Raw genomic sequence first — 17,030 nt, forward strand, 5'->3', positions numbered from 1 at the left:
TTGACCTACAGTTCAGGCCTTGTACAGAAGATGTCGCTTGCCTCCGGCCTATGCCGTGCATAGTTTCTGTCGAGGCCCCCACAAGGGGCCCCTCACGATGACAATCAAAATAAGACAATGAGGTCACTATGCGTAAAAACGCCGTCATCCAGGCCATGCTCGTCGCTGGGCTGATCGCCAGCGCTCCTGTCGCCCATGCCGCCAGCACCCTGGTGTTCTGCTCCGAGGGCAGCCCCGCCGGCTTCGACCCCGGCATGTACACCACCGGCACCGATTTCGACGCCTCCGCGGAAACCCTGTTCAACCGCCTGACCCAGTTCGAGCGGGGCGGCACCGCGGTGATCCCCGGCCTGGCGGAAAAGTGGGAGGTCTCCGAGGACGGCCTGATCTACACCTTCCACCTGCGCCCCGGCGTGAAGTTCCACACCACCGCGTACTTCAAGCCGAGCCGCGACTTCAACGCCGACGACGTGCTCTTCACCTTCAACCGCATGCTCGACAAGAACCACCCGTTCCGCAAGGCCTACCCCAGCGAGTTCCCCTACTTCACCGACATGGGCCTGGACACCAATATCGCCAAGATCGAGAAGCTCGACGAACTCACCGTGCGCTTCACCCTCAACCAGGTGGACGCGGCCTTCATCCAGAACCTGGCGATGCCTTTCCCGTCGATCCACTCCGCCGAGTACGCCGAGCAGCTGCTCGCGGCCGGCAAGGCCGCCGACATCAACCAGAAGCCGATCGGCACCGGCCCCTTCGTGTTCAAGCGCTACCAGAAGGACGCGCAGATCCGCTTCACCGGCAACCAGGACTACTGGAAGCCCGACGAGGTCAAGGTCGACAACCTGATCTTCGCCATCAACACCGACGCCTCGGTGCGCATGCAGAAGCTCAAGGCCGGCGAATGCCACATCACCCTCAACCCGCGCCCGGCCGACCTGGATTCGCTGGCCAAGGACCCGAACATCCACATGCCGTCCCAAGCCGGCTTCAACGATGGCTATATCGCCTACAACGTCACCCATCCGCCGCTGGATCAACTGCAGGTGCGCCAGGCCCTGGACATGGCGGTGAACAAGCAGGCGATCATCGACGCGGTGTACCAGAGCGCCGGCCAGCTGGCGGTCAACGGCATGCCGCCGACCCAGTGGTCCTACAACGACAGCATCAAGGACGCCGGCTACGATCCGGAGAAGGCCAAGGCGCTGCTCGCCGCCGCCGGGGTCGAGGCAGGCACCGAGATCACCCTGTGGGCCATGCCGGTGCAGCGCCCCTACAACCCCAACGCCAAGCTGATGGCCGAGATGCTCCAGGCCGACTGGGCCAAGGTCGGCATCAAGGCCAGGATCGTCACCTACGAGTGGGGCGAGTACCTCAAGCGCTCCAAGGCCGGCGAGCATGACGCCATGCTGATCGGCTGGAGCGGCGACAACGGCGACCCGGACAACTGGCTGGGCACCCTGTACGGCTGCGACGCGGTGGACGGCAACAACTTCTCCAAGTGGTGCTTCGAGGAGTACGACAAGCTGATCAAGGCGGCCAAGCGCACCACCGACGTGGCCGAGCGCACCGCGCTGTACAAGCAGGCCCAGGTCATCCTCAAGGAACAGGTGCCGATCACCCCGATCGCCCACTCCACCGTGTACCAGCCGATGCGCAAGGAGGTTAAGGACTTCAGGATCAGTCCGTTCGCGCTTAACTCCTTCTACGGTGTGAGCGTCGGCCAGTAATCCCTGAGTGAATGCCCGGGTCGGCTCACCCGCCGCCCCGGGTTCCGCGCCAGCACCGGCCTGTCCGGGCGGCGCCATGCCCCCCCGAGCAGCGTCGGGACAGGCCCTATGCCGAACACGCCCTATGCCTTTATCCGCCTGTTGCTCTGCGCCGTCCTGCTGGCCGCCGGTGCCAGCCTGGTGGTCTGCAGCGAAGCCAGCCCGGAAGGCTTCGATATCGTCCAGTACACCGCGGCGACCACCGCCGACGCCAGCGCGGAAACCCTCTTCGAGCGCCTGGTACGCTTCGCCCCCGGCAGCACCGAGGTCGTCCCCGGCCTCGCCGAGCGCCGGGACATCTCAGCCGACGGCCTGAGCTACACCCTTCAGCTGCGCCAGGGCTTCGTGCTGAGCCCCATGGGCTCGAACAACTACGCCCGGGTCAGGCTGCGCGCCGCCGACCGCTGAGACGATCAGGCCTGCAGGCCGAAGGGGTCGTCGAGCGAATGGCTCGGCTGAGTGAACCAGCGCGGGCCGGCGGCGCTCATGTAGAAGTGGTCTTCCAGACGGACGCCGAACTCCCCGGGCACGCAGATCATCGGTTCGTTGCTGAAACACATGCCCTCTTCCAGCGGCGTCTCGTCGCCCCGCACCAGGTAGGGCCCCTCGTGGATGTCCAGGCCGATGCCGTGGCCGGTGCGATGGGGCAAGCCGGGCAGTTGATAATCCGGCCCCAAACCACCGGCCTCGAGCACCCGCCGTGCCGCCGCATCCACCGCCTGACAGGGCGAGCCCAGCCGGGCGGCCGCGAAGGCCTCGAGCTGGGCGGCCTTCTCCAGATTCCAGAACGCGCGCTGCCGCGCGCTGGGTTCGCCGAACACGTAGCTGCGGGTGATGTCGGACAGGTAGCCCTGCACCTGGCAGCCGGTATCGATCAGCACCATGTCGCCCCGCCGCAGGGTCTGCGCCCGCTTCACCCCATGGGGGAAGGCGCTGGCCGGGCCGAACAGCACGATGCAGAAGGTGGAGCCCGGGGCGCCGACCCGGCGGTGCGCCTGATGGATGAACTCGACCACCTCGGTGCTGCTGATGCCCTCGCGCAGGATGCTCGCCGCGGCCTTGTGCACCGCCAGGGTCATGTCCTTGGCCCGCTGCATCAAGGCGATCTCCGCCGCCGATTTACGCCGCCGGCAGTGGCCGCTGACTTCGCCGGCATCGATGAACTCATAGCCGCCGGCCAGCTGGCGGATAGCGTCGAACATGAAGAAGGCCAGGGACGCGCACAGCCCCACCCGCGGCGCCTGCTCACCCCTGGGGCTGACGCCCATGCGCCGCAGGGTGTCGAGCAGCAACCGATAGGGGCTCTCGTGCTCCTGCCAGGTGTTGATGTGCCCGTCGACCTCCCGGAAATCGCGCACGGTGCCTTCCTCGAACGCCGGCGCGATGTACTCCAGCGCCCCCCTGGCGGGCAGGATGGCGCCGACCATGCGCTCGCTGGGATGCCACCTGACCCCGGTGAAATACTGCAGGTTGCTCCCGGCATTGAGGTAAATGGCCGCGATATCGCGCGCCTGCATGTAGGCCTGGGCCCGCTCGATGCGCGCCTGGTACTCGGCCAAGGCGATGGGCTGCGCGCCCTCGATCATAGTGTTCAGCAACGCGAGCGCTTGCTCCGGCGTCTTGCCTCCTACCCCCACGGTCATAGGCACTCCTGGTCTGCGGCTTAGGTGATGAGAGAGCCGCATAATTTAAGTAATGCTTAAATTTTCGTCAAAACAATTTTAAGCACAGCTTAAATCCAGGCAGGCTCGTGCCTTTCCTGACAGGTGCCAATCGGTATACTGTCGCCTCCCCTCAAGAGCCCTACCCATGCCCGCAGATCGAATCGGAGAACGCTTGCGCCGCTTGCGCCGGGAAGCCAAGAAGACCCTCGAACAGGTCGCGGCGGAGTCCGGCCTGACCGCCAGCTTCCTGTCCCAGGCCGAGCGCAACCTCACCGGCGTGTCGATCTCCTCCTTGGCGAGCATCGCCAAATCGCTGGGGGTACCGCTCAACACCCTGTTCGACCAGCCCCCGCAGCTGCAGCCCGACTCGCACCAGGGCGAGCGCGTGCGCTACACCATCGAGGGCCAGCCCCTGGCCTACGAGCGCCTGACCAGCAGCTTTCCGGGCAACCTGCTCAATGCGGTGAAGATGAGCATGCCGGTGGGCTACCAGTCGGAACTGATCGCCCACGAAGGCAGCGAATTCGCCTATGTGCTGGCCGGACGCATCGTCTACACCATCGAGGGGCGCGACTACCCCCTCGGCCCGGGCGACTCGGTGCACTTCGATGCGGGCAAGACTCACTGCCTGGCGAACGCCGGCAGCGAGGTGGCCGAGGTGCTCACGGTCACCACCCTGGGCCTGTTCGGCGACCACGGCACGCCATAACGCCGGCGGCCCAGAGCGGCAACTGCGGACCGACCGCCAAATATTAGTCACACTTAATTTCTGTTGACCGCATTTTTAGCATGACTTAAATTCGAGCCCACTTCGCCGGAGATGTCCAGGCGAACGGGGCCGCCGTCAGGGCCGGAATGTCCCTTCGAGATTCCCCCCCGATGCCGCGGCGCAGTGACTCAAGGGCAGCGGCCCACAAGGCTGCCGCAAACGAGACCCTCAGAAAAACAACAATGAGGTTTGCATGCGCAAGACTACCCCGCTCCGGGCCGCGATCGCGGCCGGGCTGATGTTCGCCGCTTCCCACGCCGCCGCTAGCCACCTGGTGTTCTGTGCCGAGGGCAGCCCCGCCGGCTTCGACCCCGGCCAATACACCACCGGCACCGACTTCGACGCCGCCTCGGAAACCCTGTTCAACCGCCTGGCCCAGTTCGAGCGCGGCAGCACCCGTGCGGTGCCGGCACTGGCCACCCGCTGGGAAACCAGCGACGACGGCCTGCTCTACACCTTCCACCTGCGCCCCGGGGTCAAGTTCCACAGCACCGACTACTTCACCCCCAGTCGCGACTTCAACGCCGACGACGTGCTGTTCACCTTCAACCGCATGCTCGACAAGAACCACCCGTTCCGTAAGGCCTACCCCAGCGAGTTCCCCTACTTCACCGACATGGGCCTGGACAGCAACATCGCCAAGGTGGAGCGGCTCGACGACCTGACGGTCACCTTCACCCTCAACCGGGTCGACGCGGCCTTCATCCAGAACCTGTCGATGAACTTCGCCGCCATCCACTCCGCCGAGTACGCCGCCCAGCTGCTCGCGCAGGGCAAGGCGCACCTGCTCAACCAGAAGCCGATCGGCACCGGCCCCTTCGTGTTCAAGCGCTACCAGAAGGACGCGCAGATCCGCTTCACCGGCAACCAGGACTACTGGCGGCCGGGCGAGGTGAAGATCGACAACCTGATCTTCGCCATCAACACCGACGCCTCGGTGCGGGCGCAGAAGCTCAAGGCCGGCGAATGCCAGATCACCCTCAACCCACGTCCGGCCGACCTCGCGTCGCTGCAGCAGGACCCCGACCTGGCGGTGCCCAGCGCGCCGGGCTTCAATCTCGGCTACATCGCCTACAACGTCACCCGCGCGCCCTTCGACAAACGCGAGGTGCGCCTGGCGCTGGACATGGCGGTGAACAAGCCGGCCATCATCGAGGCGGTGTACCAGGGGGCCGGCCAACTGGCGGTCAACGCCATGCCGCCGACCCAGTGGTCCTACGACGAGAGCATCCAGGGCCATGCCTATGACCCGCAGAAGGCCAAGGAGCTGCTCCAGGCCGCCGGCGTCCAGGAAGGCACCGAGATCACCCTGTGGGCCATGCCGGTGCAACGCCCCTACAACCCCAACGCCAAGCTGATGGCCGAGATGCTCCAGGCCGACTGGGCCAAGGTCGGCATCAAGGCCAGGATCGTCAGCTACGAATGGGGCGAGTACATCAAGCGCGCTCACGCCGGCGAGCACGACGCCATGCTGATCGGCTGGACCGGCGACAACGGCGACCCGGACAACTGGCTCGGCACCCTCTACGGTTGCGACTCGGTCAACGGCAACAACTTCTCCAAGTGGTGCGACACCGGCTACGACAAGCTGGTCAAGCAGGCCAAGTCGATCACCGACCCGGGCCAACGCAGCGAGTTGTACCAGCAGGCCCAGCAGATCATCCAGCAGCAGGTGCCGATCAGCCCGATCGCCCACTCCACGGTCTACCAGCCGATGCGCAAGACGGTGCAAGACTTCAAGATCAGCCCGTTCGGCCGCAACTCCTTCTACGGCGTCGGCAACGGCGGCTAGCCCCTCGCGAGCCTCCGGCGGGCGTCCCCGCCCGCCGGCCAGCCGAATCTATTGCGTGCTCTATCCGCCAGCAGAGCGCAAGAGTGTTTCCCCGTCACTGCCGCACACGTTCGCAAGGATGCCCTCGTATGCGTCGCCCCGGCCTCGGCCCTGGGCAACGGTGGGTTCTTACCGGTACTCCTTGTTCCTCTGTAGTCGCGATAACCCAGGATCAATAGCGATGAGCGTATCCCGACCCACCCGAATTTCTCCTGCCCTGGCGCTGCTCGCCCCGGGCAGCCAGAGCCAGGCCGGCGAGCAGTCGCCCAGCGCCCCGGCCGACGGCTGCGCCGATGACGTACGCCGGCTCAGCACCTTCCCGTTCAATCTGCTCTGATGCCAGCCACAAGGAGAGACGCCATGCATCCGACATTCCGCTACCTGCCCCTACTGCTCGCCCTCGGCGCCAGCGCCCCGCTGGTCCAGGCCAAGAGCCTGGCGGTGTGCACCGAAGCCAGTCCGGAGGGCTTCGACATCGTCCAGTACACCGGGGCGGTGACCGCCGACGCCACCGCCGAGACGGTGTTCGACCGCCTGCTGGCCTTCAAACCGGGCACCACCGAGCTGGTCCCCGGCCTGGCCGAACGCTGGGAAATCAGCGCCGACGGCCTGCGCTACACCTTCCACCTGCGCCCTGGGGTGAAGTTCCACAGCACCGACTACTTCACCCCGAGCCGCACCCTGAACGCCGACGACGTGCTCTGGTCTTTCCAGCGCGCCCTCGACCCCAAGCACCCCTGGCATGCCTTGTCGCCACGCGGCTACCCTTACTTCGATGCAATGGGCATGCGCGAGCTGATCAGCGCGGTGGACAAGCTCGACGAGCTGACCGTGCGCTTCACCCTCAGTCGTCCCGAGTCACCCTTCCTCGCCGATCTGGCGATGGGTTTCGCCTCCATCTATTCGGCCGAATACGGCGACCAGCTGCTCGCCGCCGGCACGCCGAACCAGTTGAACAACCTGCCGATCGGCACCGGTCCGTTCATCCTCAGCCGCTACGCCAAGGACGCGTTGGTGCGTTTCAAGGCCAACCCGGACTACTTCGCCGGCAAGCCGGCCATCGACAACCTGGTGTTCGCCATTACCCTCGACCCCAACGTGCGGCTGCAGAAGATCCGTGCCGGCGAGTGCCAGGTGGCGCTCTACCCCAAGCCGGTCGACGTGCCGGGGATCAAGGCCGAAGGCACGCTGGCGGTGGACGAGATCGACGCCCTGCTGACCACCTACGTGGCGATCAACACCCAGCACCCGCCGCTGGACGACGCCCGCGTGCGCCAGGCGATCAACCTGGCCATCGACAAGCAGGCCATCCTCGGCGCCGTGTTCGGCCCCGGCGCCGCGAGTCCGGCGGTCAATCCCTATCCGCCTACACTGCTCGGCTACAACCATGACATCCAGGACTGGCCACACGACCCCGAACGGGCCAAGGCACTGCTCAAGGAGGCCGGGGTGGAGCAGCTGAAGATCACCCTGTTCGTGCGCAACGGCAGCTCGCCGACCATTCCCAACCCGGCACTGGCGGCACAGATGATGCAAGCTGATCTGGCCAACGCCGGCATCGAGATGACTATCCGCGCCCTGGAATGGGGCGAACTCCTGAAGCGTTCCAAGGGCGGCGAACATGATCTGGTGCTGCTCGGCTGGGCCGGCGACAACGGCGACCCGGACAACTTCATCAGCCCCAATCTGAGCTGTGCGGCGGCGGAAACCGGGGAAAACCAGGCACGCTGGTGCCATGCAGACTTCGAGCGACTGACCCAACAGGCCCGCAGCGTCATCGATACGGGCGAACGCGCCAAGCTCTATCGACAGGCGCAGGAGCTGTTCCACCAGCAGGCGCCGTGGATTCCACTGGCCCATCCGAAGCTGTTCAATGTGCGCCGCGACAACGTCAAGGGCTACACCATCAGCCCGCTAACCAGCAACAACTTCGCCGCTACCCGGGTGGAGTGAAGGAAGCCCCGCGGCGGTCGTAGCGACTGTCACGGAACTTCCCAACCAGAAGCGCTTCGTCCACCCCGGCCACAAGCACGGTGGGCGAACCTACAGATGAGGAGTGACTCGCCACGATGCTTAGTTTCATCGCCAGACGCCTGGGGCTGCTGATCCCCACCTTCTTCGGCGTCACCCTGCTGACCTTCGCGCTGATCCGCATGATCCCCGGCGACCCGGTGGAAGTGATGATGGGCGAACGCCGGGTCGACCCCGAGATGCACGCCCAGGCCATGGAGCGCCTGGGCCTGAACAAGCCGCTGTATGCCCAGTACCTGGACTACATCGGCAACCTGGCCCGGGGCGACCTGGGCGAGTCGCTGCGCACCCGCGAAAGCGTGTGGCACGAATTCCTCACCCTGTTCCCCGCCACCCTGGAGCTGGCCCTGGCCGCCCTGCTGTTCGCCGGCAGCCTGGGCCTGGTGGCCGGGGTGATCGCCGCACTCAAGCGCGGCTCGCTGTTCGACCACGGGGTGATGGGCATCTCCCTGGCCGGCTACTCCATGCCGATCTTCTGGTGGGGCCTGCTGCTGATCATGTTCTTCTCCGTGGGCCTGGGCTGGACCCCGGTGTCCGGGCGCATCGACCTGCTCTACGACATCGAACCGCGCACCGGCTTCATGCTGATCGACACCCTGCTCTCCGACGAGGAAGGCGCCTTCCTCGACGCCCTGCAGCACCTGATCCTGCCGGCCATCGTGCTGGGCACCATCCCCCTGGCGGTGATCGCCCGCATGACCCGCTCGGCGATGCTCGAGGTGCTGCGCGAGGACTACGTGCGCACCGCGCGGGCCAAGGGCCTGTCGCCGGCCCGGGTGGTGTTCGTGCATGGCCTGCGCAACGCGCTGATCCCGGTGCTCACCGTGTTCGGCCTGCAGGTCGGCACCCTGCTGGCCGGCGCGGTGCTGACCGAGACCATCTTCTCCTGGCCGGGCATCGGCAAGTGGCTGATCGAGTCGATCGGCGCCCGCGACTACCCGGTGGTGCAGAACGGCATCCTGCTGATCGCCTGCCTGGTGATCCTGGTCAACTTCGTGGTGGACATCCTCTACGGCCTGGCCAACCCCCGCATTCGCCATCAGCGCTGAGGAGAACCGGACCATGAATGCTTCCACCGACATCCCGGTCATCGACCAGAGCCTGCTCTACCCCTCGCCGCTCAAGGAGTTCTGGCAGGCCTTCGCCCACAACAAGGGCGCGGTCGCCGGCCTGCTGTTCATGCTGCTGATCCTGTTCTGCGCGCTGTTCGCCCCCTGGGTGGCGCCGCACGATCCCAGCGAGCAGTACCGCGACTTCCTCCTGACCCCGCCGGCGTGGCTGGAGGGCGGCCAGGCGCAGTTCCTCCTCGGCACCGACGAGCTGGGCCGCGACCTGCTCTCGCGGCTGATGCACGGCGCCCGCCTGTCGCTGCTGATCGGCCTGTCCTCGGTGCTGCTGTCGCTGATCCCGGGCATCCTCCTGGGCCTGGTCGCCGGTTTCTTCCCGCACCTGCTGGGTCCCTCGATCATGCGCCTGATGGACGTGATGCTGGCCCTGCCCTCGCTGCTGCTGGCGGTGGCCATCGTCGCCATCCTCGGCCCGGGGCTGATCAACACGGTGATCGCCATCGCCATCGTCTCGCTGCCGGCCTACGTGCGCCTGACCCGGGCCGCGGTGATGGGCGAGGTGGGCCGCGATTACGTCACCGCCTCGCGCCTGGCCGGCGCCGGCCTGGGCCGCCTGATGTTCGTCATCGTGCTGCCCAACTGCATGGCGCCGCTGATCGTCCAGGCCACCCTGAGCTTCTCCTCGGCGATCCTCGACGCCGCCGCCCTGGGCTTCCTCGGCCTCGGCGTGCAACCGCCGACCCCGGAGTGGGGCACCATGCTGGCCTCGGCCCGCGACTACATCGAGCGCGCCTGGTGGGTGGTGTCGCTGCCCGGCCTGACCATCCTGCTCAGCGTGCTGGCGATCAACCTGATGGGCGACGGGCTGCGCGACGCCCTCGACCCGAAACTCAAGAACGCCGTCTGAGGAGCCGCCCATGAGCCTGCTAGCAATCAACAATCTCAGCGTGCGCTTCGGCGACGCCAAGGCGGTACCGGTGGTCGACGGCCTGGATATCAGCGTCGACCACGGCGAGGTGCTGGCCATAGTCGGCGAGTCCGGTTCCGGCAAGTCGGTGACCATGATGGCGCTGATGGGCCTGATCGAGGCTCCCGGCATCGTCAGCGCCGACAGCCTGCAGTTCGACGGCACCGACATGCTGCGCCTGAAGGGCAAGCAGCGCCGGCACATCGTCGGCAAGGACCTGTCGATGGTCTTCCAGGACCCGATGACCGCGCTCAATCCCAGCTTCACCGTGGGCTTCCAGATCGAGGAGGTGCTGCACCAGCACCTCGGCCTCAAGGGCCAGGCGGCCCGCCAGCGGGCCCTCGAACTGCTCGAGAAGGTGGAGATCCCCGCCGCCGCCAGCCGCCTGAAGGCCTATCCGCACCAGCTCTCCGGCGGCATGAGCCAGCGCGTGGCGATCGCCATGGCGATCGCCGCCGAACCCAAGCTGCTGATCGCCGACGAACCGACCACGGCCCTGGACGTGACCATCCAGGCGCAGATCATGGAGCTGCTGCTGGGCCTGCAGCGCGAACAGGACATGGCCCTGGTGCTGATCACCCACGACCTGGCCGTGGTCGCCGAAACCGCCCAGCGGGTCTGCGTGATGTACGCCGGCCAGGCGGTGGAGGTGGGCGCCGTGCCGCAGCTGTTCGACGCCCCCACCCACCCCTACACCGAGGCGCTGCTCAAGGCGATCCCCGAGCACAGCCTCGGTGCCCGGCGTCTGGCCACCCTGCCCGGCATAGTGCCCGGGCGCTACGACCGCCCCACCGGCTGCCTGCTGGCCCCACGCTGCCCCTATGCCCAGGCCCGCTGCCGCGAGCAGCGGCCGGCCCTGGAGCCCCATGAGCGCGGCGCGGTGCGCTGCTTCTTTCCCCTCAACCTGAATGCCGAGGTGGCCTGATGAGCGCGCCTGCGTCCGCCGCTAATGTCCTCACCGCCCGCGACCTGACCCGCCACTACGGCGTGTCGCGCGGCCTGTTCCAGCCCAGCGCCCGGGTCCAGGCGCTCAACGGCGTGTCCTTCGACCTGGCCGCCGGCAAGACCCTGGCCGTGGTCGGCGAATCCGGCTGCGGCAAGTCGACCCTGGCCCGCGCCCTGACCCTGATCGAGGAACCCAGCTCGGGCAGCCTGCAGATCGCCGGCCAGGAAGTCGCCGGCGCCAGCAAGGCCCAGCGCGCGCAGCTGCGCCGCGACGTGCAGATGGTGTTCCAGAACCCCTATGCCTCGCTCAACCCGCGGCAGAAGATCGGCGACCAGCTCGGCGAGCCCCTGCTGATCAACACCCGGCTGTCGCGCGGCGAACGGCGGGAACGGGTGCAGGCGATGATGCAGCAGGTCGGCCTGCGCCCGGAGCACTACCAGCGCTACCCGCACATGTTCTCCGGCGGCCAGCGCCAGCGCATCGCCCTGGCCCGGGCGATGATGCTGCAGCCCAAGGTGCTGGTGGCCGACGAGCCCACCTCGGCGCTGGACGTATCGATCCAGGCCCAGGTGCTCAACCTGTTTATGGACTTACAAGAACAATACGGGACCGGCTACGTGTTCATCTCCCACAACCTCTCGGTGGTGCGCCACGTCGCCGACGAGGTGCTGGTGATGTACCTCGGCCGCCCGGTGGAGATGGGCCCCAGCGAAGCGATCTACGCCCGCCCGCTGCACCCCTACACCCAGGCCCTGCTCTCGGCCACTCCGGCCATCCACCCCGATCCGCTCAAGCCGAAGATCAAGATCGCCGGCGAACTGCCCAACCCCCTCGATCCGCCCGCGGGCTGCGCCTTCCATCAGCGCTGCCCCCATGCGACCGAGCGCTGCCGCAGCGAACTGCCGCCACTGCGCCTGCTCGATACCCGGCAGGTGGCCTGCCACCACGCGGAAACGATCAATGGCTGAAGCGCCCACCACAGACTGACGGCACACGGAATTCACCGGGCTTACTCCCGGTGAATTCCGTTCTAGCGTCCGAAAAAGCGGTAGAAGGCGCGCAGCTCGGCCTGGGCATCGACGACGCTGACCGGGGTGAAGCGCAGCGCCTGGTGGGGCGGGCACTGGGCCAGGCGGTACTGGTCGAGCGGGTGCAGCCAGCCGAGGATCGGGTAGCCGCCCATGGTCTGGTGGTCGGCCTGGAGAATGATCGGCTGACCGTCCGCCGGCACCTGGATCGCCCCCCGCGCCACCCCCAGCGACCATTGCCGGCGTGGCGCCGTCATGGCTTCGCCCTGCAGCCGCGCGCCCATGCGGTCGGACTGCGGGCTGAGTTGCCAGGTCCGGGCGAAGAAGCCCTGCACCTGCTCCTCGCCGAAGTCGCTCGCATCGCCGCCGGTGATCACCCGCAGCAAGGGCATGGCGCGGTAGTCGGGCCGATAGCGCCAGGGCACGCTGAGGCCGCCGCCGAGGCTGGCCGGCCGACACGCCAGCAGGTCGCCGGCGCGCAGCGGCTCGCCCGTGCCGTGCAGGCCGCCGAGGCCCTCGCGCTGCTGGGCGCTGACGCTGCCGAGCAGCGCCGCGGCCTGAAAACCGCCGGCCACCGCCAGGTAGGCGCGCTGACCACTGCGGACGTAATCAAGCTTGAGGCGCTGGCCGGCGCGGATGGCGAAGCGCGACCAGGGCGGCAGCGGCGCGTCGTCCAGGGTCGCGGCAACCTCGGCGCCGGTGAGCGCCAGCCAGGTATCCAGCTCGGCCTCCAGCTCGGCATGCCCCAGGGCGATCTCCAGCAGCGGCGAGCCCCAGGGGTTATCCAGCAGGCGGTTGGCCCAGGCCGCCGCCTGCCCGTCCATGGGCCCGGCCGGCGATACGCCCAGATGCTGCCAGCCGTGACGGCCGCCATCCTGCAACAGGCTCAGGGGGCCGGGCTTGAGCACCCGCAAGCCACTCACAGCGGGCCGCCCTCGGCGCGAAAGGTCGCCTCATCCACCGCCACGAAGCGCACCCGGTCGCCGAGCAGCAGCGGGCAAGGCGGCTCCCGGCCGGCATCGAACAGGCGCCAGGGGCACAGGCCGAGCAGGTGCCAGCCGCCCGGGGAGGCCTGGGGGTAGACCGCGGTCTGGCGTTCGGCGATGGCCAGGCTGCCGGCCGGCACCCGGGTACGTGGACTGGCCCGGCGTGGCAGCACCAGGCGCTCGTGCAGCTCGCCGAGGTAGGCGAAGCCCGGGGCGAAGCCGATGGCGCCGACCCGGTACTCGGCAGCGCTGTGCAGCGCGACCACCTGCTCGACGCTCAGGCGGCACGAGCGCGCCACCGAGGTCAGGTCCTCGCCGGCGTACCAGATGGGGATATCATGCAGGCGCCCGTCGTCGTCGCCCAGGGCCTCGGCCAACCACAGGTCCAGCAGCGGGGTCAGGCGCGCGGTCAACTGCTCGTGGTCGGTGGCGCGCAGGTCGTAGTGCAGCAGCAGGCTGGTCCAGCCGGGCACCAGGTCCCGCAGCAGCGGCCCCAGCTCACTGCAGATACGCGCGGCCAGCCGGGCGATACGCTGCGGCAGGCGGCCGTCGGGGTGCTCGGCCAGCACCAGCAGCAGGGCTTCCGCGCCGGCCGGTTCGAGACGAATCACGCGGCGTCCAGCAGGGCCCGCAGGCGCCGCAGCACCGCCAGCGACTCGGCATTGTCGCCATGCACGCAGAGGCTGTCGGCGCAGAGCTGCAGCGGCTTGCCGTCGATGTCGGCGAAGGGCTCGCCCTGGGCGATGGCCAGGGCCTGGTCGAGAATGCGCTGCGGCTCCTTGTGCACCGCATCGCTCAGGCGCCGCGGCGCCAGCTGGCCGTCGGCCAGGTAGGCACGATCGGCGAAGGCCTCGAACATCAAGGGCACGTCGGCGGCATCGGCAAACTCCAGCTCGCGGCGGTTGTCCGCCAGGGCCAGGACCATCAGCGGCAGGCCCTTGCGGTACAGGGCGCAGGCGTCGAGCACCGCGGCCAGCAGGGCATCGTCGCGCACCATATCGTTGTACAGCGCGCCATGGGGCTTGACGTAGGCCACCTGGGTGCCGGCGGCGCGGCAGAAGGCCTCCAGTGCGCCGAGCTGGTAGAGCACCAGCGCCGTCACCTCTTGCGGCGAGCAGTCGACATGGCGACGGCCGAAGCCGACCAGGTCGGGATAGGAGGGATGAGCGCCGATACGCACCCCGTGCCGCACCGCCAGCTCGACGGTGCGCTGCATGGTCAGTGGGTCGGCGGCGTGAAAGCCGCAGGCCAGGTTGGCCTGATCGACCAGCGGCATGGCCAGCGCATCGTCGCCCATCTTCCAGGCGCCGAAGCTCTCGCCCATGTCGCAGTTCAGCAGTATTCGTCTGTTCATGGAGACAAGCTTAGAGCCGAGCCGGCCCGACGAAAAGTCCGGCGCCGGCTTCGCTCGGCGAGCGCGGCCGGCGCCCGGCGATCAGTAGACGTCGCGACGGTAGCGCCCGGCCTCGCGCAGCTGTTCCAGGGCGGCCCCGCCGAGGGTCTCGCGCAGCACCCGCTCGACCCCCGACGCCATGCCGTCCAGGCTGCCGCAGACATAGATCGCCGCGCCCTGCTCCAGCCAGCGCCGCAGCTCGCCGGCCTGCTCGCCCAGGCGGTCCTGCACATAGACCTTGTGCGTCTGGTCGCGGGAGAACGCCAGGTCCAGACGGGTCAGCTGGCCGCCGGCCAGCCAGGCCTGCAGCTCCTCGCGGCAGTAGAAGTCGTGAGCGACGTGGCGTTCACCGAACAGCAGCCAGTTGCGCCCCTGCCCTTTGGCGATACGTGCCTTGAGCAGGCCACGCAGCCCGGCCAGGCCGGTGCCGTTGCCGATCAGGATCAGCGGCCGGTCGTCGCGCGGCGGATGGAAGGCGCTGTTGGAACGCAGCCGGCCCCTCAACACCTGCCCCGGCTGCGCCTCGGCGGTCAGCCAGCCGGAGCCCAGACCGAGGGAACCGTCGGCGTGGCGCTCCTGGCGCACGATCAGCTCCAGCACGCCGTCGGCCGGCAGGGAGGCGATCGAGTAATCCCGCGGCTGCTGCTCGACCTGGTTGCGCGGCAGCAGTTCGAGGATGTCGCCGGCCTGCCAGTCGGCGCCGGGCGCGGGCTCGAGACGGACCAGATAGGTCGGTGCGCCGCTGCTGCCCGGGTTGAGGCACTCGCGCCCCAGCAGCCGCCATTCGGCGAACGGCCGCTCCTGCAGCGGCGTGGCCCGTACGCCGGTGACGGCCGCGAGCTGGCGTTGCCAGGCGTCGAGGGCACCGCTGTCGCCGGCGTCCACCTCGACCGGGGCGAACAGGCTGTTGGCGCCCTGGCGTCCCAGCCAGTCATGCAGGCGGCGGGCGAAGCCGCAAAACTGCTGGTACTGGCGGTCGCCCAGGGCCAGCACCGCGTAGCTCAACTCGCCCAAGGCCAACTCGGCGCCGAGCAACCGGCGCTCGAAGCCCCGGGCGCTGTCCGGGGCCTCGCCGTCGCCGAAGGTGCTGACCACGAACAGGGCGTTCTGCGCCTGGCGCAGACTGCGTTCGTCCAGCGTGGCCAGGGACTGCACGCTCACCGGCAACCCGGCCGCCTGCAGTTGCCCGGCGGTTTGCCAGGCCAGCTGCTCGGCGAAACCGCTCTGGCTGGCGAAGCCGACCAGCCAGCCCGCACCGGGCCCGGTGCTCGGCGCGAAGGCGCCACGGGCACTCTGCGCCGCCCGCTTCTTGCGCCGGCGATCCAGGTAGAGCAGCCAGCCGGTGATGGCGAACAGCGGCATGGCCAGGCTGGCCGCGAACATCAGGATGCGCCCGACCAGGCCGAAGTATTCGCCGGTGTGCAGGGCATAGACACTGTTAAGCAACTGGGCAGACCAAGACTTGTCGGCGTAGCGCTCGTGCCGTACGACCCGACCGCTCTGCGGATCGAGCCGGAGCTGATTGAACGCGCGCGGATGCTCGGCATCGGCCAGCAGGTAGAACACCGTCGCCGGCTTGCCGGCCTCCGCCGGCAGACGCAGGTTCCAGACCGCCAGCTCGGGCCCGGTGGCGTTCTGCAGGTTGCGCCACAGCGCATCGTAGTCGACCTCGGTCACGCCCTCAGGCATCGCCGCCCCGCGCCCTTTGCCTGGGCCGGACTTGGCCTGGCGCGCCGTCGGTGCATCGCCGAGCAGGCGGGTCATGCCCTCGCGGTACCAGTCATAGGACCAGTACAGGCCGGTCAGGCCGGCCAGCAGGTAGAACAGCAGGCACCAGGTGCCGGCCACCGCATGCAGGTCCCAGTTGAAGGCGCGGCCGCGCTTGGCCCAGTCCAGGGTCAGCCAGGCGCGCCAGTTCAGCGCCCGGCGCGGCCAGCGCAGGTACAGCCCGGACAGGCAGAAGAACAGCAGCGCCAGGGTGCTGGCGGCGGTGATCTGCTTGCCGCTGTCGCCCATGGCGAGGAAGCGGTGCAGCTGCAGCATCAGACCGAAGAATGCCTGGCCATCGGGTTGGGCCAGCAGTTCGCCGCTGTAGGGATCGAAATAGCGCGCCGGGCCGCGACGCTCGCCCGGCGGCGGGGTGAAGAACACCCGAGCCGCGTTGCCGTCGCGGCTGTCGACCCACAGGCCGGATACGCTCTTGCCCTCGGCCGCCTCGATCCTCGCCACCCATTCGGCCGGGGCCAGCATCCCCGACTCGCGCACCTCGACCCGGAGCACCTGCGGGTTGAGGGCGCGCATGATCTCGCCTTCGAAGCTATAGAGCGCACCGGTCACGCCCATCAGGGCCAGAACCAGGCCGGCACTGATGCCGAACAACCAGTGCAGTTGAAACAAGGCTTTCTTGAACATGAGTGAGGCTCGGTACGGCGGGAGGTTGAGCGCCCAGGGCGCAACTTTGCGAATGAATTCTATTTAACAAGACTAATCACTTGCAATCTGCTATTCGATTCCTGCCCTCTTCGCGGGGCTCCTCTTCAGCGACAAAGCGCAATAGGTTTGCATATGCAAATGAGAGG

The 17,030-nt window shown here is 68.1% G+C and carries 14 protein-coding genes and 1 pseudogene; 10 read left to right on the plus strand and 5 right to left on the minus strand.

All coding sequences use genetic code 11. The annotated features are described in order from the left end of the window. The first annotated feature begins 128 nt into the window (after positions 1-128). Positions 129-1,730 carry an ABC transporter substrate-binding protein gene (locus tag SBP02_RS16490; RefSeq protein WP_318643378.1) on the plus strand — a complete coding sequence of 534 codons (1,602 nt, stop codon included), beginning with the start codon at positions 129-131 and terminating at the stop codon, positions 1,728-1,730. Positions 1,731-1,838: 108 nt separating this feature from the next. Then, a pseudogene (locus SBP02_RS16495) lies at positions 1,839-2,111 on the plus strand (ABC transporter substrate-binding protein); the annotation flags it as partial. Between the two features lie 71 nt (positions 2,112-2,182). Here SBP02_RS16495 and SBP02_RS16500 read toward each other — a convergent pair. Continuing rightward, positions 2,183-3,412, minus strand: coding sequence for a M24 family metallopeptidase (locus tag SBP02_RS16500; RefSeq protein WP_318643380.1), 1,230 nt, complete (start codon positions 3,410-3,412; stop codon positions 2,183-2,185). Between the two features lie 166 nt (positions 3,413-3,578). On the opposite strand from SBP02_RS16500, the gene SBP02_RS16505 reads away from it, so the two are divergent. The 8 genes from SBP02_RS16505 to SBP02_RS16540 all read left to right on the plus strand — a co-directional run bounded on the left by SBP02_RS16505 (position 3,579) and on the right by SBP02_RS16540 (position 12,012). Then, complete coding sequence (locus SBP02_RS16505; protein WP_318643382.1) at positions 3,579-4,142, plus strand: helix-turn-helix domain-containing protein; 564 nt, start codon at positions 3,579-3,581, stop codon at positions 4,140-4,142. A 253-nt stretch (positions 4,143-4,395) separates the two neighbouring features. Next, on the plus strand, positions 4,396-5,994 hold the full coding sequence (locus tag SBP02_RS16510) for an ABC transporter substrate-binding protein (protein ID WP_318643384.1): 1,599 nt from the start codon (positions 4,396-4,398) through the stop codon (positions 5,992-5,994). A 220-nt stretch (positions 5,995-6,214) separates the two neighbouring features. Continuing rightward, complete coding sequence (locus SBP02_RS16515; protein WP_318643386.1) at positions 6,215-6,370, plus strand: hypothetical protein; 156 nt, start codon at positions 6,215-6,217, stop codon at positions 6,368-6,370. A gap of 23 nt (positions 6,371-6,393) precedes the next feature. Further along, positions 6,394-7,986, plus strand: coding sequence for an ABC transporter substrate-binding protein (locus tag SBP02_RS16520; protein ID WP_318643388.1), 1,593 nt, complete (start codon positions 6,394-6,396; stop codon positions 7,984-7,986). Positions 7,987-8,102: 116 nt separating this feature from the next. Continuing rightward, on the plus strand, positions 8,103-9,113 hold the full coding sequence (locus tag SBP02_RS16525) for an ABC transporter permease subunit (protein WP_318643390.1): 1,011 nt from the start codon (positions 8,103-8,105) through the stop codon (positions 9,111-9,113). A 13-nt stretch (positions 9,114-9,126) separates the two neighbouring features. Continuing rightward, on the plus strand, positions 9,127-10,038 hold the full coding sequence (locus SBP02_RS16530) for an ABC transporter permease subunit (RefSeq protein ID WP_318643392.1): 912 nt from the start codon (positions 9,127-9,129) through the stop codon (positions 10,036-10,038). Between the two features lie 10 nt (positions 10,039-10,048). Beyond that, positions 10,049-11,023 (plus strand): ABC transporter ATP-binding protein, encoded by a 975-nt coding sequence (locus SBP02_RS16535; RefSeq protein ID WP_318643394.1) that lies wholly within the window; start codon positions 10,049-10,051, stop codon positions 11,021-11,023. Then, on the plus strand, positions 11,023-12,012 hold the full coding sequence (locus SBP02_RS16540; protein WP_318643397.1) for a peptide ABC transporter ATP-binding protein: 990 nt from the start codon (positions 11,023-11,025) through the stop codon (positions 12,010-12,012). Before SBP02_RS16535 ends, SBP02_RS16540 begins: the two co-directional genes overlap by 1 nt. 62 nt (positions 12,013-12,074) lie before the next feature. Here the strand turns inward: SBP02_RS16540 and SBP02_RS16545 are convergent, their stop codons facing one another. From SBP02_RS16545 to SBP02_RS16560, 4 genes are all read right to left on the minus strand, one after another. Further along, positions 12,075-12,995: a 5-oxoprolinase subunit C family protein gene (locus tag SBP02_RS16545; protein WP_318643399.1), complete on the minus strand. Its 921-nt coding sequence runs from the start codon at positions 12,993-12,995 to the stop codon at positions 12,075-12,077. Next, positions 12,992-13,669, minus strand: a complete 678-nt coding sequence (gene pxpB / locus SBP02_RS16550; RefSeq protein WP_318643401.1) for a 5-oxoprolinase subunit PxpB — start codon at positions 13,667-13,669, stop codon at positions 12,992-12,994. The genes SBP02_RS16545 and pxpB overlap by 4 nt, the downstream gene beginning before the upstream one ends. After that, positions 13,666-14,412, minus strand: coding sequence for a 5-oxoprolinase subunit PxpA (locus SBP02_RS16555; RefSeq protein WP_318643403.1), 747 nt, complete (start codon positions 14,410-14,412; stop codon positions 13,666-13,668). Before SBP02_RS16555 ends, pxpB begins: the two co-directional genes overlap by 4 nt. Before the next feature lie 81 nt (positions 14,413-14,493). Then, positions 14,494-16,863 carry a sulfite reductase flavoprotein subunit alpha gene (locus SBP02_RS16560; protein WP_318643405.1) on the minus strand — a complete coding sequence of 790 codons (2,370 nt, stop codon included), beginning with the start codon at positions 16,861-16,863 and terminating at the stop codon, positions 14,494-14,496. Positions 16,864-17,030: the final 167 nt, after the last annotated feature.

It is taken from the genome of Pseudomonas benzenivorans, from assembly GCF_033547155.1.
Lineage (GTDB): Bacteria > Pseudomonadota > Gammaproteobacteria > Pseudomonadales > Pseudomonadaceae > Aquipseudomonas > Aquipseudomonas benzenivorans_B.